This window comes from Halomonas cerina (assembly GCF_014192215.1).
Lineage (GTDB): Bacteria > Pseudomonadota > Gammaproteobacteria > Pseudomonadales > Halomonadaceae > Halomonas > Halomonas cerina.
Genome location: NZ_JACHXP010000013.1, coordinates 98,948 through 118,834, shown reverse-complemented (window position 1 = coordinate 118,834; position 19,887 = coordinate 98,948). Strand labels below are relative to the sequence as shown.

At 67.0% G+C, this 19,887-nt stretch carries 15 protein-coding genes; 7 read left to right on the top strand and 8 right to left on the bottom strand.

What is annotated here, in order from left to right:
* Positions 1–129 precede the first annotated feature (129 nt).
* A complete protein-coding gene (locus FHR94_RS19690; RefSeq protein ID WP_183326245.1) occupies positions 130–4,161 on the bottom strand; it encodes a ribonucleoside-diphosphate reductase subunit alpha in 4,032 nt (1,343 codons plus the stop codon).
* 358 nt (positions 4,162–4,519) lie between these two features.
* On the opposite strand from FHR94_RS19690, the gene FHR94_RS13485 reads away from it, so the two are divergent.
* Together FHR94_RS13485 and FHR94_RS13480 are read left to right on the top strand one after the other, a co-directional pair.
* Positions 4,520–5,233: a winged helix-turn-helix domain-containing protein gene (locus tag FHR94_RS13485; RefSeq protein WP_183326244.1), complete on the top strand. Its 714-nt coding sequence runs from the start codon at positions 4,520–4,522 to the stop codon at positions 5,231–5,233.
* 4 nt (positions 5,234–5,237) lie between these two features.
* Complete coding sequence (locus FHR94_RS13480) at positions 5,238–6,863, top strand: ATP-binding protein (RefSeq protein WP_183326243.1); 1,626 nt, start codon at positions 5,238–5,240, stop codon at positions 6,861–6,863.
* Between the two features lie 6 nt (positions 6,864–6,869).
* Here FHR94_RS13480 and FHR94_RS13475 read toward each other — a convergent pair whose 3' ends face one another.
* Positions 6,870–7,784 (bottom strand): LysR family transcriptional regulator, encoded by a 915-nt coding sequence (locus FHR94_RS13475; protein WP_183326242.1) that lies wholly within the window; start codon positions 7,782–7,784, stop codon positions 6,870–6,872.
* A 100-nt stretch (positions 7,785–7,884) separates the two neighbouring features.
* On the opposite strand from FHR94_RS13475, the gene metE reads away from it, so the two are divergent.
* The 3 genes from metE (at position 7,885) to FHR94_RS13460 (ending at position 11,726) form a co-directional block, all read left to right on the top strand.
* Positions 7,885–10,203 (top strand): 5-methyltetrahydropteroyltriglutamate--homocysteine S-methyltransferase, encoded by a 2,319-nt coding sequence (gene metE / locus FHR94_RS13470; protein WP_183326241.1) that lies wholly within the window; start codon positions 7,885–7,887, stop codon positions 10,201–10,203.
* A gap of 79 nt (positions 10,204–10,282) precedes the next feature.
* The gene (locus FHR94_RS13465) at positions 10,283–11,017 is read left to right on the top strand and encodes an MliC family protein (protein WP_183326240.1); all 735 of its coding nucleotides are present in this window, start codon (positions 10,283–10,285) and stop codon (positions 11,015–11,017) included.
* 106 nt (positions 11,018–11,123) lie between these two features.
* Positions 11,124–11,726, top strand: coding sequence for an FMN-dependent NADH-azoreductase (locus FHR94_RS13460; protein WP_183326239.1), 603 nt, complete (start codon positions 11,124–11,126; stop codon positions 11,724–11,726).
* Between the two features lie 83 nt (positions 11,727–11,809).
* Here the strand turns inward: FHR94_RS13460 and FHR94_RS13455 are convergent, their stop codons facing one another.
* On the bottom strand, positions 11,810–12,877 hold the full coding sequence (locus FHR94_RS13455) for a metal-dependent hydrolase (RefSeq protein WP_183326238.1): 1,068 nt from the start codon (positions 12,875–12,877) through the stop codon (positions 11,810–11,812).
* A 30-nt stretch (positions 12,878–12,907) separates the two neighbouring features.
* A complete protein-coding gene (locus FHR94_RS13450) occupies positions 12,908–13,474 on the bottom strand; it encodes a DNA-3-methyladenine glycosylase I (protein WP_183326237.1) in 567 nt (188 codons plus the stop codon).
* A 108-nt stretch (positions 13,475–13,582) separates the two neighbouring features.
* Between FHR94_RS13450 and FHR94_RS13445 the strand changes: the two genes are divergently transcribed.
* Positions 13,583–14,023 carry a VOC family protein gene (locus FHR94_RS13445; protein ID WP_183326236.1) on the top strand — a complete coding sequence of 147 codons (441 nt, stop codon included), beginning with the start codon at positions 13,583–13,585 and terminating at the stop codon, positions 14,021–14,023.
* A 77-nt stretch (positions 14,024–14,100) separates the two neighbouring features.
* Here the strand turns inward: FHR94_RS13445 and FHR94_RS13440 are convergent, their stop codons facing one another.
* The 3 genes from FHR94_RS13440 to FHR94_RS13430 all read right to left on the bottom strand — a co-directional run bounded on the left by FHR94_RS13440 (position 14,101) and on the right by FHR94_RS13430 (position 16,245).
* Positions 14,101–15,132: an SPFH domain-containing protein gene (locus FHR94_RS13440; protein ID WP_183326235.1), complete on the bottom strand. Its 1,032-nt coding sequence runs from the start codon at positions 15,130–15,132 to the stop codon at positions 14,101–14,103.
* A 144-nt stretch (positions 15,133–15,276) separates the two neighbouring features.
* Positions 15,277–15,735 (bottom strand): nodulation efficiency, NfeD-like protein, encoded by a 459-nt coding sequence (locus FHR94_RS13435; protein WP_183326234.1) that lies wholly within the window; start codon positions 15,733–15,735, stop codon positions 15,277–15,279.
* A 105-nt stretch (positions 15,736–15,840) separates the two neighbouring features.
* A complete protein-coding gene (locus tag FHR94_RS13430) occupies positions 15,841–16,245 on the bottom strand; it encodes a DoxX family protein (RefSeq protein ID WP_183326233.1) in 405 nt (134 codons plus the stop codon).
* Positions 16,246–16,361: 116 nt separating this feature from the next.
* Here FHR94_RS13430 and FHR94_RS13425 point away from each other — a divergent pair, with 116 nt between their 5' ends.
* Positions 16,362–16,805, top strand: a complete 444-nt coding sequence (locus tag FHR94_RS13425) for an META domain-containing protein (protein ID WP_183326232.1) — start codon at positions 16,362–16,364, stop codon at positions 16,803–16,805.
* A 125-nt stretch (positions 16,806–16,930) separates the two neighbouring features.
* On the opposite strand, the gene FHR94_RS13420 is transcribed toward FHR94_RS13425, so the two are convergent.
* A complete protein-coding gene (locus tag FHR94_RS13420) occupies positions 16,931–19,828 on the bottom strand; it encodes a valine--tRNA ligase (RefSeq protein ID WP_183326231.1) in 2,898 nt (965 codons plus the stop codon).
* Positions 19,829–19,887 lie beyond the last annotated feature (59 nt).

The following is a 19,887-nucleotide window of genomic DNA, read 5'->3' as shown; positions in this document are numbered from 1 at the left end:
AGCTTCGAGCTTCGAGCTTCGAGCTTCGAGCTTCGAGCTTCGAGCTTCGAGCTTCGAGCTTCGAGCTTCGAGCTTCGAGCTTCGAGCTTCGAGCTGCTCGCTGCCCGAAGCTCGTCGCCCGTGGCCGGGTTACTGACAGGCCTCGCAGCCCAGCTCGTCGATATCGCCGGCACTCGGCGGGCGCTGGCCGCCCTTGCCGGTCAGGAAGTCCTCCACGCCGCGGGGCTCCCGCGCTGAAGGCTCGGGGACCTCCGGTGTGGGACTGGCCGTCGGAGCGGCGTTGCTCACCGCGTTGAGGTTGCCGCGGTCCACGGTGGACTTCTCCACCGAGGTGGCGCCCAGGGCGCGCAGGTAATAGGTGGTCTTGAGGCCGCGGAACCACGCCATGCGGTAGGTCACGTCGAGCTTCTTGCCGGAGACCCCCTGGATGTAGAGGTTCAGCGACTGGGCCTGGTCGATCCACTTCTGGCGACGGGCCGCGGCCTCCACCAGCCACTTGGGCTCCACCTCGAAGGCGGTGGCGTACTTGGCCTTGAGGTCGTCCGGGATGCGGTCGATGGGCTGCACGGAGCCGTCGTAGTACTTGAGGTCGTTGATCATCACCTCGTCCCACAGGCCGCGGTCCTTGAGATCATTCACCATGTAGGCGTTGACCACGGTGAACTCGCCCGACAGGTTCGACTTGACGAACAGGTTCTGGTAGGTGGGCTCGATGGACTGCGAGACGCCGCAGATATTGGAGATGGTCGCGGTCGGGGCGATGGCCATGACGTTGGAGTTGCGCATGCCCTGGGCGGCGATCTTGTCGCGGAGGCGCACCCAGTCCTGGGTTTCCGAGGTGTCGACCTCGATGTACTTCTCGCCGCGCTCGGCCTTCAACTTGTCGATGGAGTCGATGGGCAGCACACCCTGGCTCCACAGCGAGCCCTCGAAGCTCTCGTAGCGGCCGCGCTCGGCGGCGAGATCCGCAGAGGCCTCGATGGCGTGATAGCTGACCAGCTCCATGGAGCGGTCGGCGAAGGTCACGGCCCCCTCCGAAGCGTAGGCGATGTCCTGGGCGTAGAGGGCGTCCTGGAAGCCCATGATGCCCAGCCCCACCGGGCGGTGCTTGAAGTTGGAGCGCTGGGCCTGGGGCACCGCGTAGTAGTTGATGTCGATGACGTTGTCGAGCATGCGCACGGCGGTACGCACGGTCTTTCTCAGCTTCTCGCCGTCGAAGGCCCCGTCGGTGACGTGCTGGGCCAGGTTAATGGACCCCAGGTTGCACACCGCGATCTCGTCGGGCGAGGTGTTCAGGGTGATCTCGGTGCACAGGTTGGAGCTGTGGACCACGCCGGCGTGCTGCTGAGGGCTTCTCAGGTTGCAGGGATCCTTGAAGGTGATCCAGGGGTGGCCGGTCTCGAACAGCATCGAGAGCATCTTGCGCCACAGGTCCTTGGCCTTGACGCGCTTGAACAGCTTGAGCTGGCCGTTGCGGGTCATCGCCTCGTATTCCTGGTAGCGCTGCTCGAAGGCGGCGCCATACAAGTCATGCAGGTCCGGGCAGGTGGCCGGCGAGAACAGCGTCCATTCGCCGTCGTCGAAGACCCGCTTCATGAACAGGTCCGGCACCCAGTTGGCGGTGTTCATGTCATGGGTGCGGCGGCGGTCGTCACCGGTGTTCTTGCGCAGCTCGAGGAACTCCTCGATGTCCAGGTGCCAGGTCTCCAGGTAGGCGCACACCGCACCCTTGCGCTTGCCGCCGTTGTGCGCCAGTCCTGCCGTGGTCATGTAGGACTCGTCACCTTCGACTTCCAGATCATAAACAAACGGCAGCGTCGTGATGGTGTCCACGCTGCGCACACGAGAGAAAAGATGGCCGTTGTAGGTGAGCCAGTTGCGCTTCACAAGCGGTCGACAGCCGACCAATTCGGCAATCTCGGCAACGGCGGGTACGCGAATGTCATAGGCCTTGCAGGCGCCGTCGAAGCGGATCTCGCTGCCATCGACGCGATGCCCCGTATGTGCCTGTTCGCGCTCACGGTACTGTCCGGCCGTGGGAATGCCGAGGCGCAGGAGTTGATAACGCAGGCTTTCGGCCAGAGCGCGCGATGTGCTGGTAAAATAGATTTCCGTGCCCCGCGAGACGCCACCGTCGGTTTCCAGCAGGCCCTGAATCAGGGCCAGTGTCTGGACTTTCGGCAAATGGGCAAAGCGACGGCTGATGTGCTTGTCATGCTGGGCGTCGTAGATATCATTCTGCTGGAACGGAAGCGTGGGGGCTCCGGCCCCGGCAATCCTTCCCGTAGTGGCATCTCGCCGAACGCCATGTCCCGATGCCCAATGAATCTGGGCATAGTGATCGTTGCGCGAGGTTTCCCAGAAGTGGATGCCGCGGGCTTCAAGGTAGTGACGCACGAAGTCGAGATGAGAATCGCGACCAGGGTTGCCGGACACGCCCCACTGCATGCCGTCTTTCGAGAGATGACCATCGCCCAGCAGGATACCGTAAAGGCGCGCATCTTCCGCCGTTAAGCCGTCGACAGGGACGACTTCGGTGGGAATGACCTGCGCGACATAGTCCCCTTTCTGGAGTCGACCCGCGTCCACCCAGTCGGGGGATACCTTGCCTTTCTGCAGCCAGTCAAGCGTGCGCTCTCCGGATTGCTCCAAGGGCACGCCGCGCAGTGCATAGAAGGGATGACCGGCGGTGACGCGCACTGACTCGATGGCATGCTTGATGTTGAGCGCTACCATCGGCTCCGTCTGGTTGTAGAGATGCCGCTGTTTGACCTGGCGGTAGGTGCCGGAAATGCCCAAGACCAGGTCGCCGGACTCGATCCGCTCGATGGGGCGAGGGCCTTCAGCGGTATGGACCAGGGTGTCGGGCGCAAAGCATTGGTTGACGGCTACCGCGGTGTCGTTGACCACCTTGAGGAAGGGGACCACGCCCTGGGACTTGCCGTTGGTGCCCTTGATGTAGGAGCCTAGCGCGCGCACCGGGGTCCAGTCGTTGCCCAGGCCGCCGGCCCACTTGGAGAGCAGGGCGTTGTCGCGGATGGCGCTGTAGATGCTGTCCAGGTCGTCCGGCACCGTGGTGAGGTAGCAGCTGGAGAGCTGGCTGCGCACCGTGCCCGAGTTGAACAGGGTCGGAGTGGAGGCCATGTAGTCGAAGCTGGAGAGCAGTTCATAGAACTCGATGGCCCGCGCCTCGCGGTCGTCCTCGTTGAGGGCCAGGCCCATCGCCACGCGCATGAACATTACCTGGGGCAGCTCGTAGCGCACCTCGTCGCGGTGGATGAAGTAGCGATCGTAGAGGGTCTGCAGGCCCAGGTAGGTGAACTGGGCGTCGCGGGTGTGGTCCAGGGCGTCACCCAGGCGCTCCAGGTCGAACTCGGCTAGTTGCGGGTCGAGCTGCTCGAACGCGATGCCGCGGGCGATATAGGCCAGGAAGGCGGGCTTGTAGTAGTCAGCCATCTCCTGATAGGTCGCCTCCTCGGCGACGCCCAGGAACGACAGCGCCTCGCGGCGCAGGTTGTCCTGCAGCAGGCGCGCGGTGACGTAGGTGTAGTTGGGGTCCTTCTCCACCAGGGTACGCGCGGTCATCATCAGCGCCTGGGAGACGCCGTCGACGGTCACCCCGTCGTAGAGGTTCTTCAGCGAGTCCTCGACGATCTTCTTGGCATCGACGTTGGCCAGGTCCTCGCAGGCATCTGACACCAGGGTCTCGATGCGCCCCAGGTCCAGGGGGCGGGTGCTGCCGTCCGGGGCGGTGACGTTGAGCGTCGGGTGGGGCTTGGCGATATCGCCGCCGGCCGCGGCGCGGGCCCGGGCGTGCTCCTCGCGGTAGAGCACGTAGGCGCGGGCCACCTTCTGCTCGCCGGCGCGCATCAGCGCCAGCTCGACCTGGTCCTGGATGTCCTCGATATGCAGGGTGCCGCCGTCGGGCATGCGCCGCAGGAAGGCCTGCTCGATGCTCTCGGTGGACTGGCGGACGAAATCGCGCACCCGCGAAGAGGTGGCCGCATTATCTCCTTCCACGGCGATGAAGGCCTTGCTCATGGCCACGGCGATCTTGTCGGCATCGAAGGGCGCGACATCACCGTTGCGCTTGATCACGCGCAGGGTACGGGGTGCGGTGACGGAGACGGACGAACGGTCCGGAGTAGCGGTGGTATCCATGGCGCCGGGGGTCCCTGTCTGGTGTCTGGGGCGCGCACGTGCGCTGTTGACAGCGTTCGTGTCGCTTGGTATGGGCACAGGATGTAGTGCCAATATGGAAGTAGGGCACAAGATAGTGTGCTTTTCGGGATGCATCAAGTGGATAACCTGTGGATGATCTGTGGCCATCCCTGGGATGCTTTTGGCCCGCTCGCCAGGCCGCATGGTTGGGCCCGACAGGCCGCATGCGTGGAATGTCATGGAGGGCGAAACGGTCGTTTTCGGGTATCCTTCAGCTATTGGCGAGAATTGGCGAGAGCGGCTGCGTTGCCGCCTGCGCCTTCAAACCACATACCGGCCTGCCGAGGAAACGACGAGGATGGACGACAGCTTGGACCCCCGTGAGCCGGATCATGTGCTGATCATCGAGGACGATGAGCGGCTGGCCGGCCTGACCCGTGACTATCTCGAGGCCAACGGGTTTCGTGTGACGCTGGAGAGCGACGGCGCCCGTGGTGTCGAGCGGATCCTCTCCCTGCAGCCGGACCTGGTGATCCTCGACCTGATGCTGCCCGGCGAGGACGGCCTGTCGATCTGCCGGCGGGTGCGGGCGGACTACCCGGGCCCGATCCTCATGCTGACCGCGCGCACCGATGACATGGACCAGGTGCTGGGCCTGGAGATGGGCGCCGACGACTATGTCCCCAAGCCGGTCCAGCCCCGTGTGCTGCTGGCCCGCATGCGGGCCCTGCTGCGGCGTGCCGAGCCGGCCGAGGCCGGCGGTGAGACCCGGCTGACCTTCCGCGACCTGGAGATCGACAGCGCCACCCGTGAGGCCTGGCTCGACGGCGAACGCATCGACCTGACCAGCGCCGAGTTCGACCTCCTGTGGCTGCTGGCCAGTCATGCCGGTCGCGTGCTGACCCGCGAGGAGATCTTCGCCCAGCTGCGGGGCATCAAGTACGATGGTCAGGACCGTTCCATCGACGTACGGGTCTCGCGTATCCGCCCTAAGATCGGCGATGACCCCCACCAGCCGCATCGCATCAAGACGGTGCGCAGCAAGGGTTACCTGTTCGTACGCGATGGTTGACCCGATGCGCCGGACCCTCTCGGACAGCAGCTTCCTGAGGGTCTACGTGTTGCTGGCCCTGGCGCTGCTGCTGACCTTCGGCCTGGCCCTGCTGGGGCTGGCCATGGTCGAACAGGTGCGGCGCGAGCAGTATCGCGAGCAGCTGGCCGAGGCGCCGATGCGCCTGCTGTCCGAGCGGCTGGCGACCCTGCCCGAGTCGGCGCGAGGGGCCTGGCTGTCCGGCCAGGCCGAGTCCCTGGACATGACCCTGCGGCTGCGCTCACTCGACCTTTTGGACCTGGGCTACTTCGCGCGGGCGCGTCTGGACCGCGGGCGCGTCCTGGTGCTGCCGGTGGACGAGCAGGGTTGGCGGCTGATGCGGCGCCTGCCGGGGGAGTCGCTGCTGCTCGAGGTGATCCTGGCGGGGCTCAGCGAGCAGCAGCTGCGGGGGCTCACGGAGCTGCTGGGCGAGTGGCTGACCGAGGTCGGGAGCGAGGAACGGGAACAGCGCCGACAGCGCGTGGCTAGCGCCAGCGTCCCGGTGACTCTCGCGTCCCGGCCGCCGGACGCGTTGGACAGTCGGCAGCTGTCGCGCCTGGAGGAGGGCGAGGTGGTAATCCGTCTGCTGCCGGGGCGCTGGTCCATGGCCATGTACCTGCGGCTGCCGACGGTGGAAGGCCCCGCCCGGTGGCTCACGGTCGGCCCGGTGCGGGCCTTCGAGCCCCTGCCGATCCCGCTGCAGCTGCTGCTGTTGCTGGTCCTGCTCGGGGTGCTGGCGGCGATCATCTACCTGATCGTGCGTAGTGTCGAGGCGCGCATGGCGCGCCTCGAGCTGGCCGCCACGCGCATCGCCAGCGGTCGCCTGGACACCCGGGTCAAGGTGGAGAGCGGCGATTTCCTGGGCCGTCTCGGCGTGGCCTTCAACGGCATGGCGGCGCAGGTGCAGTCGCTGCTGCGCGCCCAGCAGGACATGATCCGCGCGGTGTCCCATGAGCTTCGCACCCCGGTGGCCCGGATCCGCTTCGCGGTGCAGATGGTCGAGGACATGACCGATGACCCGGCGATCCGCCGTCAGCTGCAAGGGGTGGACAGTGACATCGCCGAACTCGATGACCTCATCGACGAGATCCTTACCTATGCCCGCCTCGGCAGCGACGCCGCCCATGGTGCGGAGCTTGCCACCGAACTGGTGGATTGCCGGGCGATGGTCCAGCGCGTGATCGAGGCGCTGGCGCCGCTGCACGGCCATCTCGATATCGAACTGGCGCCAGGCCCCGAGGTGGAGGCCATCGCCGAGCCGCGCTACCTGCAGCGGGCGCTGCAGAACCTGGTGGCCAATGCCTGCCGGCATGCCCGATCACGGGTGGTGATCCGCCTGCGTGGCGAGCCCCGGCTGGTGCGGGTCGACGTGGAGGATGACGGGCCCGGGGTGCCGGTCAGCGCCCGCCAGGAAGTCTTCAAGCCCTTCGCCCGCCTCGACGACAGCCGCACCCGGCGTTCCGGCGGCTATGGCCTGGGGCTCTCCATCGTGCAGAAGGTCCTCGCCTGGCACGGCGGCAGCGTGGTGGTGGATACCGCCCCCGAACTGGGCGGGGCGCGCTTCACCCTGCTGCTTCCGCAGCAGTCTCCCGTCCCGGGGGAAGCCGAGTGAGCCGCCTCAGGCGGGCTTGATGCCCTCCAGCACCGCGAAGGAGGTCTCGCGGGCGGTGCGCAGGAAGTCCTCCATCCAGGGCAGCTCTCGGGTCTCCTCGCGGATCGCCGCGAACAGCGTGCTCCACACCCCTTCCGCGCCGAGTGACACCGCCTTGACGTAGTCCCGCTCCAGGTATTCGGTCAGCGCCCAGTTGGGCAGGGCACAGACACCGCGCCCGCTGGCCACCAGCTGCATCATCATGATGGTCAGCTCGGCGGTGCGGACCTCTCTGGGTTTCACGCCGGCCGGGTCGAGGAACTGGGTGAAGACGTCCAGTCGTGCATGCTCCACCGGGTAGGTGATCAGGGTTTCCTCGGTCAGGTCCACCGGGGTCACGAAGGGGCGCCCCGCCAAGCGGTGCTGACGTGCCACGGCGAGCAGCCCCTCATAGCGAAACAGCGGCTCGTAGTGCACGCCGGCCAGCGGCTGGGGATCGGCGGTGATCACCAGGTCGAGATGCTCCCGGGCCAGGGCCGGCAGCGGGTCGAAGTGATGGCCGCCGGGAATGTCGATCTCCACCTCCGGCCAGTGATCGCGGAAATGGTCGATGGTGGGCATCAGCCACTGGAAGCAGCTGTGGCACTCGATGGCCATGTGCAGGCGCCCCTGCTCGTTGCCGGCCAGCCGCGCCAGGTCGCGCTCGGCCATGCGGACCTGGGGCAGCACCTGTTCGGCCAGCGCGAGCAGTCGGGTGCCGGCCCGGGTGAACTCGACCGGCCGGGTCTTGCGCAGGAACAGCGGGCTGCCCAGCCGCTCTTCCAGGTCCTTGATCTGGTGGGAGAGAGCGGACTGGGTCAGGTGGACCCGCTCGGCCGCTTCGACCAGGGAACCGGCGTCCCGCAGGGCGATCAGGGTGCGGAGGTGGCGAAGTTCGAGCATGGTGAGTGTCTTTCATGATGAAGATTAAAAAGTTTAGTTTGATTCACGAGTCATGGCCAGCGAGACTCTACTGAATCATTCATGAAGCAGAGGGTTCATCATGACAATAACTCATGTTCTTGGGTATCCACGCATCGGCGCGGACCGCGAGCTCAAGAAAGCCACCGAGGCCTACTGGCAGGGCAAAATCGAGCGCAAGACCCTGGAAGCCGAGGGACGCGAGCTGCGCCGACGCCACTGGGCGGATCAGCGCGCGGCTGGCCTGGATCTGGTCACGGTGGGGGACTTCGCCTTCTACGATCAGGTGCTCAATGTCTCTACCCTGCTCGGCGCGGTCCCGGACCGCTTCGATGCCGAGGACGAGCTGGCCCGCGGCGAGGTCGACCTGGACACCGCCTTCCGCATGGCCCGGGGCCGCGCACCCAGCGGCGAGCCCGCCGCGGCCTGCGAGATGACCAAATACTTCGATACCAACTACCACTACCTGGTCCCCGAGCTGCACCCGGGCCAGCGCTTCCGCCTGGCCAGCACGCGGCTGTTCGACGAGGTCGCCGAGGCCAGGGCCCAGGGCCATGCGGTCAAGGTGGCGCTGACCGGCCCCTTGACCTGGCTGTGGCTGGGCAAGGCGCGCGGCGAGGGCATCGAGGCCTTCGATCGGCTGAGCCTGCTCGATGAGGTGCTGGAGGTCTACGGCCAGGTGCTCGCCCGGCTGGCCGAGCAGGATGTGGAATGGGTACAGCTCGACGAGCCGGCGCTGGTCCAGGACCTGCCGGCCGACTGGAAGCAGGCCTTTGAACGCGCCTATCACCGCCTGCAGGCGGCGCCGGTGAAGCTGCTGCTGGCCACCTATTTCGGCGGCCTGGGCGACAACCTGTCGCTGGCCGTGAGCCTGCCGGTGGCCGGCCTGCACCTGGACGCGGTGCGCTCGCCCGAGCAGGTCGAGGCGGTGGTCGACCGGCTGCTGCCCCACAAGGTGCTGTCGCTGGGGGTGATCGATGGGCGCAACATCTGGCGCGCCGACCTGGCCGCGCTGCGCGACTGGCTGGCACCGCTCGCCGCGCGCCTCGGTGAGCGGCTATGGCTGGCGCCGAGCTGCTCACTGCTCCACGTGCCGGTGGATCTCGATGCCGAACCTGAGTTTGACAGCGAGCTCGATGCCGAACTCAAGAACTGGCTGGCCTTCGCCCGCCAGAAACTCGACGAGACGGTGACGCTGGCCCACGCGGTGGACGACCGCCTGACCGCCGGCGACGAGGCTCGCCTGGCCGAGGCCGGCGCAGCGCTGGCGGCACGCCGTCGCTCACCGCGCATCCATCGGCCGGCGGTGACCGAGCGCCTGGCCGCGGTGAGCGCCGCCGACAGCCAGCGGGCGAGCCCCTATGACCGGCGGGCCCAGGCCCAGCGCCGTCGTCTCGACCTACCGCTGTTCCCCACCACCAGCATCGGCTCCTTCCCGCAGACCGCCGAGATCCGTGCCGCCCGCCGGGCCCACAAGAGCGGCGAGCTGCCCACCGCCGACTACGAGGCGCGCATGGCGGCCGAGATCGAGGGCGTGGTGGCCCACCAGGAGGCGCTGGGGCTGGACATGCTGGTGCATGGCGAGGCCGAGCGCAACGACATGGTCGAGTACTTCGGCGAGCGGCTCGACGGCTTCGCCTTCACCCGCTTCGGCTGGGTACAGAGCTACGGCTCGCGCTGCGTCAAGCCGCCGATTCTGTTCGGCGACGTGGCCCGCCCGGCGCCGATGACCGTGGGCTGGAGCCGCTACGCCCAGTCGCTTACCGACCGGCCCATGAAGGGCATGCTCACCGGCCCGGTGACCATTCTGCAGTGGTCCTTCGTGCGCGACGACCAGCCGCGGGCCACCACCTGCCGGCAGATCGCCCTGGCGCTGCGTGACGAGGTGGCCGACCTGGAGGCCGCGGGGATCACCGCCATCCAGATCGACGAGCCGGCCCTGCGCGAGGGGTTGCCGCTGCGCCAGGCCGAGTGGCAGGACTATCTCGACTGGGCGGTGGAGTGCTTCCGGCTCAGCGCCGCGGTAGCCGATGACGCCACCCAGATTCACACCCATATGTGCTACTCGGAGTTCAACGATATCATCGGGGCCATCGCCGCCCTGGATGCCGATGTGATCACCATCGAGACCTCGCGCTCCGACATGGAGCTGCTCGATGCCTTCCGCGACTTCGCCTACCCGAATGAGATCGGCCCGGGCGTCTACGACATCCATTCGCCCAACCTCCCCGAGGTCGACTGGATGGTGGCCCTGATGGACAAGGCCGCCGAGCGCATCCCCGTCGAGCGGCTCTGGGTCAATCCGGACTGCGGTCTCAAGACTCGCGGCTGGGCCGAGGTGGAGCCGGCGCTGGCCAACATGGTCGAGGCGGCGCGACAACTGCGCCAGCGCCACGGCTGAGGCGTGACACGGCAGGATGGCATGGTGGCTGGTATTCTGGCGGCCAAGGATCTTTTCTCTCGCACAAGGAGTCACCGTCATGCCGCGCGTTTCGCTCGTCCTGTCCTCCCTAATAGCCCTGGTTCTCACCGGCTGCGTCGCCCGGGCGCCCGCACCCGAGTCCGCGCCAGTGCCTCCCGAGGTGACAGGCACTGCCGGGACCGAGCCCAAGGCCCCGCTACTGCCCTCGACGCTGTTTCCCGGCGAGGCCAACGAGCTGGTTGGCTGGCGCTGTACGCCGGCCCAGGCTCTGGTGACGGCCGCCACGCCGCAGGAGCTGCGGCTATGGTCCGCTCATGGGGCCTGGCGGCTGGATCCGGCCGTGGTAGCCAGCGGTAGCCGCTACCAGCAGGGCGAGCTGAGCGTCTGGAACCGGGGTGACGAGGCGCTGGTGGAAGACCCGCGGGGACGTCTGGAGTGCCGGCGTGAGGTCACCCACGAGGCGCTGACCCGGGCCGATCACCCGGGGGTGATGTTCCATGGTCGCGGCAACGAGCCGGGCTGGAGCGTCTCGCTGGCCAATGACGTGCCCAAGCTTACCCTGTCGCTGGACTACGGCCAGCGCCAGGTGACCCTGCCCTATCGGGTGACGACCCTGGACAACGGCGGTGGTCGGGTGGTGCTGGCCAGCGGTCAGGCGGCGCGGCCCTTCACGCTGCGCATCGAGGCCAAGGCCTGTTTCGATGACATGAGCGGCCACCCCTGGCCGGCCCGGGTGACGCTGGAGCTCAATGGCCGCCAGCTCCAGGGCTGCGGTCAGGGTATCGCGCCATGATTCGTTTTTATCGAATAATTTACGCATAATTTTGCGCTTATAAATAATAAAAGCGAACGTATAATGGCGATCATTCCCTTGCTAACCATGCTTCCAGGAGATCGCCATGACCCGCGCTCTTGTTCTGACGTCTTCCATTCTCGACGGTAACTCCCTGGCTCTGGCCGAACACTTCCAGGCCCGGGCGGTCGAGCAGGGCGGTCTCGAGGTGACTACCCGCGACCTGATCGCCGACGACCTGCCGCATTTGGCCCTGCCGGAGCTGTCCAGCTGGCAGGTGCCGGCCGAGGAGCGCACTGCGGAGCAGCGCGAGCTGGCCACGCGCTCCAACGCCCTGATCGAGGAGCTTCTGGCCCACGACGTGCTGGTGCTGGCGGTGCCGCTCTACAACCTAGGGATTCCTTCCCAGATGAAGGCCTGGTTCGACCGCGTAATGCGCGCCGGCGAGACCTTCCGCTATACAGAAAAGGGTCCCCAGGGACTGGTCGAGGGCAAGCGGGCCGTCATCCTGGCGGCGCGCGGCGGCCAGTACGCCGGTACCGAGCTTGACAGCCAGACGCCTCACCTCAAGAGCATGCTCGGCCTGATGGGTATCCGCGAGGTCGACGTGGTGTTCGCCGAAGGGCTCGCCATGGGCGAGGCGCCGCGTAAGGCCGCCCTCCAGGAAGCCCGCAAGGCCATCGACGGCTTGATCCAGCGGCTGGTGTAACCGGCGGCGAGCCGCGCCGCGAGCGGTGAAAAGACGAGAGGGTCGCCGGCGGGCCACCCCTTCGACGTAGGCGGCCCCCGGCTTCAACACTGGCCGGGAGCGATGAGCAGCCAGTCCCGTGGCACGAAGTGACTGGTGCAGAGCACCGCTTCCGCCGACAGGATGCGCTCGCCCAGGCGTGCCAAGGCGGCCCGGCGGTTACCCGCCGGTGTGGGCAGCTGGATGGTCCTCGTCAGCGGCTGCCAGGTCTCACCTTGGCGATGGGCGAGGCCGAAGCGGAAAGGATGGAAGCCCGGGAAGCCCAGCCGCAGGTCGGTGGCCACCAAGGTCTCTCGGCCGTCGCGTGTCTGCACCTCGTAGCGCAGGAAGGGGCCGGCGAACCAGTCCAGACGCCGCCCGCGGGGATCGGCCATGGCCACTGGAGCCAGGTCGGCGCCCCGGGAATAGGTCTCCAGGGCGGGGCGATGCTCGCCGTCGAACAGACCGATCAGGGCTTCGTGATAACGCCCGTCCTCGACGATGGTGGCCCGCCACAGCAGGGTGTTGAAGGGGGTGGGCTGCACCAGGCGTGGGGCCTCGGTCAGCCCCCGCTCGGCCAGTACGGGCGTCAAGCGCTGCTCGACCAGGCCCTTGGCGCCCAGGGCGAATAGTAGGTAGGCGCAGGACAGGGCGAGCCCCCAGGCCGGGCCGCGGCGACCGTTGCCGGTGGCCATGGCCACGCCGATGCCGACCAGCAGCGGCAGGGTGTAGAGCGGGTCGATGATGAAGACGATGGGCCAGGCCGTGGGACGTACGTCCAGCGGCCACCACAGCTGGGTGCCATAGGTGGTGAGGGCGTCGAGCAGCGGATGCGTCAGCAGGCAAAGCCCGAAGAAGGCGGCCCAGCGGCGCAGGCTGATATCCCGAGCCGGAGCAAAGCGGGCGGCCAGCCAGGCAAGCAGGGCAGCGAGTCCCGTCAGCACGAACAACGAATGGCTGAAGCCGCGATGCCGGGTGACATTGGCCACCGCATCGCCGTAGTCGATGACCACGTCCAGGTCGGGCAGGGTGCCCAGGGCCGCGCCGAGCAGCACCGCCTTGCGGCCCAGCCGCCGGCCCAGCACGGTACCGCCGATCGCCGCCCCAAGGGCGGCCTGTGTCAGGGTGTCCATGGGGGTCTCTCCTTCGCCAGCGCATCGCCGTTAAGAGTTCGGGTCGGCGTCCGGGTTCCCGCCGGTCCGCGCCCAAGGTGGGCCGGCGGCAAGGACGCGGGCCTGCACCGGGCAATCGTCACGATGGGCGCCGGGCAGGTAGCCGGTGCTCATCAGAAACTCGCCGACGATCTCGGGACCGGTGAAGCGGAAGGTGCGCCGGAAAAGCGTGAGCCAGTCGGCGTGGGGGCGAGGATGATGGTGCTCGAGCCAAGCTCGGAAGCTGCCGTAGTCGGCCTGGAGCGCCTGGACCACCCCGGCGTTGTGGATGGCGGCGTCGACCTTGCGGCGATTGCGGATGATGCCGGCATCCACCAGCAGCCGGTCCCGGTCGGGCTCGCCGAAGCTCGCCACGCGGGCCACCGCGAAACCGGCGAAGGCCTCATGAAAGGCGTCGCGCTTCTTGAGCACCGTGAGCCAGGACAGCCCGGCCTGGTTGATCTCGAGCACCAGCCGTTCGAAGAGGGTGTCGTCGTCGCTCACCGGGAAGCCGTACTCCTGGTCGTGGTAGGGCCCGTGCAACGGGTGCCCCGGGGCCAGGTCACAGTAATGGCTCATGACACCTCGCGGATATGGCAGACATGATGGACGTACGGGAGAGTTGGCAGGTCGTCGGTGACTTGTCACGATGCCCGGGTGCCTTTCCCCGTGACTGAGGAGAATATCATGCAATACCTGCACACCATGCTACGTGTCAGCGACCTCGATGCCGCGCTGCACTTCTACTGCGACTTGCTGGGCCTCAAGGAGGTACGTCGCAAGGACAGCGAGAAGGGGCGCTTCACCCTGGTGTTCCTCGCGGCGCCGGAAGACGAGTCGCGTTCCGCGGAGCTCAAGGCCCCGGAGCTGGAGCTGACCTGGAACTGGGACCCGGAGACATACACCGGCGGGCGCAACTTCGGCCACCTGGCCTACCGGGTCGAGGATATCTATGCGCTCTGCGAGTACCTTCAGGACAACGGCGTGACCATCAACCGCCCGCCCCGGGACGGTCACATGGCCTTCGTCAAGAGCCCCGACGGCATCTCCATCGAACTCTTGCAGAAGGGCGATGCTCTTGAGCCCCAGGAGCCCTGGGCCTCCATGGAGAATACCGGCAGCTGGTGAGCCCCTGAGTGCGCCGGGGCGCGTGTCACGCTTGGCAACACTCGCCGAGAACCTGCACCGCCGCAGGGGTGGGGCCGTCATGCGGCGCTGGCCGAGCCGGTGAGGCCGCCGGCAGCGGCGGCCCGTCGCGTGATATCGGCCATGGTCGCATCGTCCGCGGTCAGGTCGCGGAAGGCGCCCATGGCGCCGAGCAGGGCGGAGCTCTCATAGGGCACGAAGACCCGCTCGCCGTCCTTGGCCATCTCCGGCAGCATGGCGATATAGGACTGGCCGAGCAGGTAGCCGATGACCGCGCGGGTGCTCTTCTCGCCCTCGCCCATGGCATGCAGCACCAGCTCGATGGAGCGGCTCTCGCCCTGAGCGCGCAGGATGGCGGCTTCCTTGTCGCCCTGGGCGTTGAGGATCGCGGACTCCCTCTGTCCCTGCGCCTTGGCGATGGCGGCGGCCTTGTCGCCCTCGGCCTCGGTGACGGTGGCTCGCCGGCGGCGTTCCGCCGACATCTGCAGGTGCATCGCCTCCTTCACCTCCTCGGGCATCTCGATGTCCTGGACCTCGATGCGATTGATCGCCACGCCCCACTTGGAGGCCGGCTCCTCCATCTGCTCCTTGATCTTGGCGTTCACCTCGGCGCGGGATTCGAAGATCCTGTCGAGCTCCATCTGGCCCACCACCGAGCGCAGGGTGGTCTTGGCCAGTACCTCCACCGCCTGACTCATGTTCTCGATCTTGTAGACCGCATTGGCGGGATCGATGATCTGGAAATAGATGGCGCCGTCGATGCGCACGGTGACGTTATCGGTGGTCACCACCGGCTGGGAAGGAAAGTCCATGACCGATTCGCGCAGGTCGATGCGGGTCTCCTGGCTCATCACCGGCGTGAACTCCTGGTCGTGGCGCAGGTAGCGCACCAGCTTGATCGGCCGGGGTTGATCCAGGAACGGAATGATGAAATTGACACCTTTCTGCAGGGTGCGGTGATAGGCGCCGAGGCGCTCGATCACCATGACCTCCGACTCCTGGATGATCACCAGACCCTTGATCACCACGATCACGGCGAGGATGACGACGACCAGGGCGATCAGCAGGCCGGGGCTCAGGTAAGGCAGCATGGGGAAACTCCTTGGCAATGAGAACGCCGCCTCGGGCGACGGGGTGGCCTCCTGCCGACCCAGGAGCAGCATAAGTCGCCGGGCCTGCGCCGGCTACCCCCGGGGCTCTCCGATACGTGCCGGGGAACACCGTTCTCGGCGCGCTCAGGCGCCTTTTCCGGTGGGGCGGACGATGGCCTGGGTGCCTTCGAAGCGCAGCAGCGTGACCTCGTCCCCCGGGCGCAGCGCCACCTCGGCGGCCTCGTCGCCTTCCCGGCGGGCGCGGAACAAGTCGCCATCCAGCTTGATGCAGGGGGCGCCATCGAAGTCGCGCTGGACCAGCACGAAGCGCTGTCCCAGGCCGCCGCCTGTGCCGGCGACGCCGAAGGGCCGAGAACGCTGGCGCCGGCGCAGCTGGCGGATGGCCAGCGGCACCAGCACGCCGCAGGACAGGGCCAGCACCCCCAACTGGCCGACCAGGCCGAGGCCCAGCCAGGCGGCGCCGGCGGTGATGGCGGCGGCCAGGGCCATGGCCAGCAGCACGTAGGAGCCGGTGAGCAGTTCGACGATAAGCGCGCCAAGGCCGGCGAGCAGCCAGAGCAGGGCGGGGCTAGCGAGATCCATTAGGCTTCCCTGGTGGAGACGGTGAACGGTGACTTCCTGTCGCCCGGGAGTCTGCGCTGACCAAGCCGTGTCGACAAGCCGCCGGCCCAGGTGGATGAGCCGGTGTCAGTCGGGCCGGACCGCCAGGCGGCCGCTGCCGAAAAAGACCAGCGCCAGGGCCGTGAAGAAGAACATGCCCTGCAGCTCCAGCTGCCAGCCCCCGTTGTCGGTGAGCATGAACACCTCCCCGGTATGCACCAGCAGGAAGGCGACCAGCATGTTGCCGGCCATCAACAGGCCGGCGATGCGGGTCTGCCAGCCGACGATGGCCATCATCGGGGCGAGGACTTCGCCGATCAGTACCCCGTAGGCGAGTTCGGCGGGCAGGCCGTAGCCTTCCAGCAGGCCTCCGATCCAGTCGATGTTGCCGGGGTTGAGCAGCTTGGCTACCCCATGGAAGAGGATCAGGCCGCCCACGGCGAGGCGCACGATCAGCTTGCCGAGGGCATCGTTGTGCAGGGCGTTGAGCATGGGGAGCATCCTTGTCTAGGGAATGGGTATCAGCATTGTTCAACCGGCCGGCTTGGGGCAAGCTTGAGCGAGCCAACGCCACCCTTACATGCCCATGCTCAAGGAAGCCCTCCGTCATGCCGTCGTTCCGTCATGCCCTGTCGATGACCCTGCTCGCCCTGTTGCTGGTCGGCTGCGCCGGGGGACACGCCCCGGTAAGCCAGCCCGACGAGACGCTGTCCGCCCCGGTGGTGGGGCCGCGCTGGAACCTGCTGCTGGTGGGCACCAGCGACCGCCTCGACATGCCGACCACGCCGTTCTTCCAGATCACCCCAGATGGCCGGGTCAGCGGTCATGACGGTTGCAACCGGCTCACCGGCCGCGTCGAACTGAGCCCGAAACAGCGTATCGCCTTCGAGGATCTGGCCACCACCCGGATGGCCTGCGCCCGCGGCGAGGAGGCGACGCGAGTGCGCGGCCTGCTGGAGCAGGCCTACGCCTACCTGATCGATCACGACCGACTGGTGTTCTTCGGCCCGGATCAGCGGGTGCTGGGCGGCTTTCGTCGCGTCGACGGCTAGCCCTGAAGTGCACAACACGGCGCCGCCCCGAAGGGCGGCGCCGTCGTTTCCGCTCAACGCCTTAACGTCGTTCGGTCGTCATCGGGGCCATTAGCGCTTTTCGGCCGGGTTCGGGGCCGTGTAGATCACAGCGCGGCGATCTTGTTGCGCTGCTCCACCAGCACCCGGCGGGTGGACTGGACATCGTCCAGTTTGTCGCGCTCCTTCTGCACCACCGCCTCCGGGGCCTTGGCCACGAAGCTCTCGTTGCCGAGCTTCTTCTCGATGCCTTGGATCAACTTGTCCTGCTTATCGATCTCCTTGGCCAGGCGCTTAAGCTCGGCGTCTTTGTCGATCAGCCCGGCCATGGGCACCAGCACTTCCATCTCGCCCACTAATTGCGTGGCCGAAAGAGGCGCCTTGGCCGGGTCGTCGAGCCAGTCGACGCGCTCGAGCTTGGCCAGCTTGGCCAGGAACAGCCGGTTGGCCGCAAGACGCGCGCGATCGGTCTCGGTGCCCTGGGTCAGCAGCACCTCCAGCGGCTTGCCCGGGGCGATGTTCATCTCGGCGCGGATGTTGCGCACCGCCACGATCACCCCCTTCAGCCACTCGATGTCGCGGGTCGCGGCCTCGTCGAGCAGGCGATCGTCGGCCACCGGCCAGGGCTGGACCATGATCGAGTCGCCCTCGCCCTGGCAGGTGCCGGCCAGCGGTGCCACGCGCTGCCAGATCTCCTCGGAGATGAAGGGCATCATGGGGTGGGCCAGGCGCAGGATCGCCTCGAGCACGCGCACCAGGGTACGGCGCGTGCCGCGCTTGGCGGCGGCGCTGGCCGCGTCGGTCGCTCCCGACATCCTGTCTCCCGCGACATTGGCACTTTCCTGTGCGGCATCCCAGAGCACCGGCTTGGAGAGCTCCAGGTACCAGTCGCAGTACTCGTTCCACACGAACTCGTAGAGGGCCTGGGAGGCGTGGTCGAAGCGGAACTCCTTCAGGGCGCGGGTGACCTGGGCCTCGGTCTGCTGCAATTGCGAGACGATCCAGCGGTCGGCCAGGGAGAGCTCCACCGGCGCATGGTCGAGGCCCGTGTCCTCGCCTTCGGCGTTCATCAGTACGTAGCGCGAGGCGTTCCACAACTTGTTGCAGAAGTTGCGGTAGCCGTCCAGGCGCCCCATGTCGAACTTGATGTCGCGTCCGGTGGTGGCCTGAGAGAGGAAGGTGAAACGCAGGGCATCGGTGCCGTGGGGCTCGATGCCTTCCGGAAACTCGTCGCGCGTGGCTTTGGCGATGGCCTTGGCCTTCTGTGGCTGCATCAGGTTGCCGGTGCGCTTCTCCACCAGCGTCTCGAGGTCGATGCCATCGATCAGGTCGATGGGGTCGAGCACATTACCCTTGGACTTGGACATCTTGTGACCCTGGCCGTCGCGCACCAGGCCATGCACGTAGACCTGCCGGAAGGGCACCTCGCCGGTGAACTTGCACGTCAGCATGATCATCCGCGCGACCCAGAAGAAGATGATGTCGAAGCCGGTGACCAAGACGCTGGTGGGGTGGAAGGTCGCGAGCTCTTCGGTCGGTTCGGGCCAGCCCAGGGTGCCGAAGGTCCACAGCCCGGAGCTGAACCAGGTGTCCAGCACATCGTCGTCCTGGGTGAGCGCCATATCGGCGGAAAGACCATGCTTCTCGCGGGCCTCCTGCTCGCTTCTCGCCACATAGACGTTGCCCTCGGCGTCGTACCAGGCGGGAATGCGATGGCCCCACCACAGCTGGCGCGAGATGCACCAGTCCTGCAGGTCGCGCATCCAGGCGAAGTACATGTTCTCGTAGTTCTTGGGCACGAACTCGATATCGCCGTTCTCCACGGCTTCGATCGCCGGCCTGGCCAGGCTCTCCACCGCCACGAACCACTGGTCGGTGAGCAGCGGCTCGATCACGTCGCCGGAGCGGTCACCAAAGGGCAGGGTATTGTTGACCGTCTCGGTCTTCTCGAGCAGGCCTGCGGCCTGCATGTCGGCGACGATCGCCTCACGGGCGGCGAAGCGGTCCAGGCCGGCATAGGCGGCCGGCAGGCTGGGGTCGACGTCGGGCAACGGGCGGCCCTGGATGTCGAAGGCCTCGGCGCGCGAAAGGATGGCGGCGTCCTGGGTGAAGACGTTGATCAGTGGCAGGTCCTGGCGACGGCCCACCTCATAGTCGTTGAAGTCATGGGCCGGGGTGATCTTCACGCAACCCGAGCCCTTGTCCATATCGGCATGTTCATCCGCCACCACCGGGATCCGACGCCCGACCAGCGGCAGCGTGACGAACTTGCCGATTAGGGAAGCGTAACGTGGATCCTCGGGGTTGACCGCCACGCCGGTGTCGCCGAGCAAGGTCTCGGGGCGGGTGGTGGCGACCACCAGATGATCCGCCCCGGTATCGGTGGTCACGCCGTCGGCCAGCGGGTAGCGGAAGTGCCAGAACTGGCCCTGCTGGTCGCGGTTCTCCACCTCGAGATCGGAGATGGCGGTGTGCAGGGTGGGATCCCAGTTGACCAGGCGTTTGCCGCGATAGATCAGCTCCTCCTCATGGAGGCGCACGAAGACTTCCTGCACCGCCTGATAGAAGCCGTCGTCCATGGTGAAGCGCTCGCGGCTCCAGTCGACGCTGGCTCCCATGCGCCGCAACTGCCGGGTGATATGGCCGCCGGACTCGTGCTTCCACTCCCACACCTTGTCGATGAAGGCCTCGCGCCCCAGATCGAAGCGACTCTTGCCCTCCTCGGCGGCGACCTTGCGCTCCACCAGCATCTGGGTGGCGATGCCGGCATGGTCGGTGCCCACCTGCCACAGGGTGTTGCGTCCTTGCATGCGCCGCCAGCGGATCAGGGTGTCCATGATGGTATCCTGGAAGGCATGGCCCATGTGCAGGCTGCCGGTGACATTGGGCGGCGGGATCATGATGGCGTAGGGCGTACCCTCGCCACTCGGGGCGAAGCGGCCGTCGGCCTCCCAGCGCTCGTACCAGCGGGATTCGATCTGCTCGGGTTGGTAGGTCTTGTCCATGGGCGTTCCAGGTCCGGAAAGGGGCGCACTCGACCGGGCAGGACAGCGTGGGACGCCGC

Coding starts and splice junctions, on each gene's coding strand:
- FHR94_RS13455 (WP_183326238.1), bottom strand. CDS start 12,877: ATGGACACCCTGACACAGGCCGCCCTTGGGGCGGCGATCGGCGGTACC.
- FHR94_RS13480 (WP_183326243.1), top strand. CDS start 5,238: ATGCGCCGGACCCTCTCGGACAGCAGCTTCCTGAGGGTCTACGTGTTG.
- FHR94_RS13475 (WP_183326242.1), bottom strand. CDS start 7,784: ATGCTCGAACTTCGCCACCTCCGCACCCTGATCGCCCTGCGGGACGCC.
- FHR94_RS13485 (WP_183326244.1), top strand. CDS start 4,520: ATGGACGACAGCTTGGACCCCCGTGAGCCGGATCATGTGCTGATCATC.
- metE (WP_183326241.1), top strand. CDS start 7,885: ATGACAATAACTCATGTTCTTGGGTATCCACGCATCGGCGCGGACCGC.
- FHR94_RS13440 (WP_183326235.1), bottom strand. CDS start 15,132: ATGCTGCCTTACCTGAGCCCCGGCCTGCTGATCGCCCTGGTCGTCGTC.
- FHR94_RS13465 (WP_183326240.1), top strand. CDS start 10,283: ATGCCGCGCGTTTCGCTCGTCCTGTCCTCCCTAATAGCCCTGGTTCTC.
- FHR94_RS19690 (WP_183326245.1), bottom strand. CDS start 4,161: ATGGATACCACCGCTACTCCGGACCGTTCGTCCGTCTCCGTCACCGCA.
- FHR94_RS13445 (WP_183326236.1), top strand. CDS start 13,583: ATGCAATACCTGCACACCATGCTACGTGTCAGCGACCTCGATGCCGCG.
- FHR94_RS13450 (WP_183326237.1), bottom strand. CDS start 13,474: ATGAGCCATTACTGTGACCTGGCCCCGGGGCACCCGTTGCACGGGCCC.
- FHR94_RS13430 (WP_183326233.1), bottom strand. CDS start 16,245: ATGCTCAACGCCCTGCACAACGATGCCCTCGGCAAGCTGATCGTGCGC.
- FHR94_RS13425 (WP_183326232.1), top strand. CDS start 16,362: ATGCCGTCGTTCCGTCATGCCCTGTCGATGACCCTGCTCGCCCTGTTG.
- FHR94_RS13460 (WP_183326239.1), top strand. CDS start 11,124: ATGACCCGCGCTCTTGTTCTGACGTCTTCCATTCTCGACGGTAACTCC.
- FHR94_RS13420 (WP_183326231.1), bottom strand. CDS start 19,828: ATGGACAAGACCTACCAACCCGAGCAGATCGAATCCCGCTGGTACGAG.
- FHR94_RS13435 (WP_183326234.1), bottom strand. CDS start 15,735: ATGGATCTCGCTAGCCCCGCCCTGCTCTGGCTGCTCGCCGGCCTTGGC.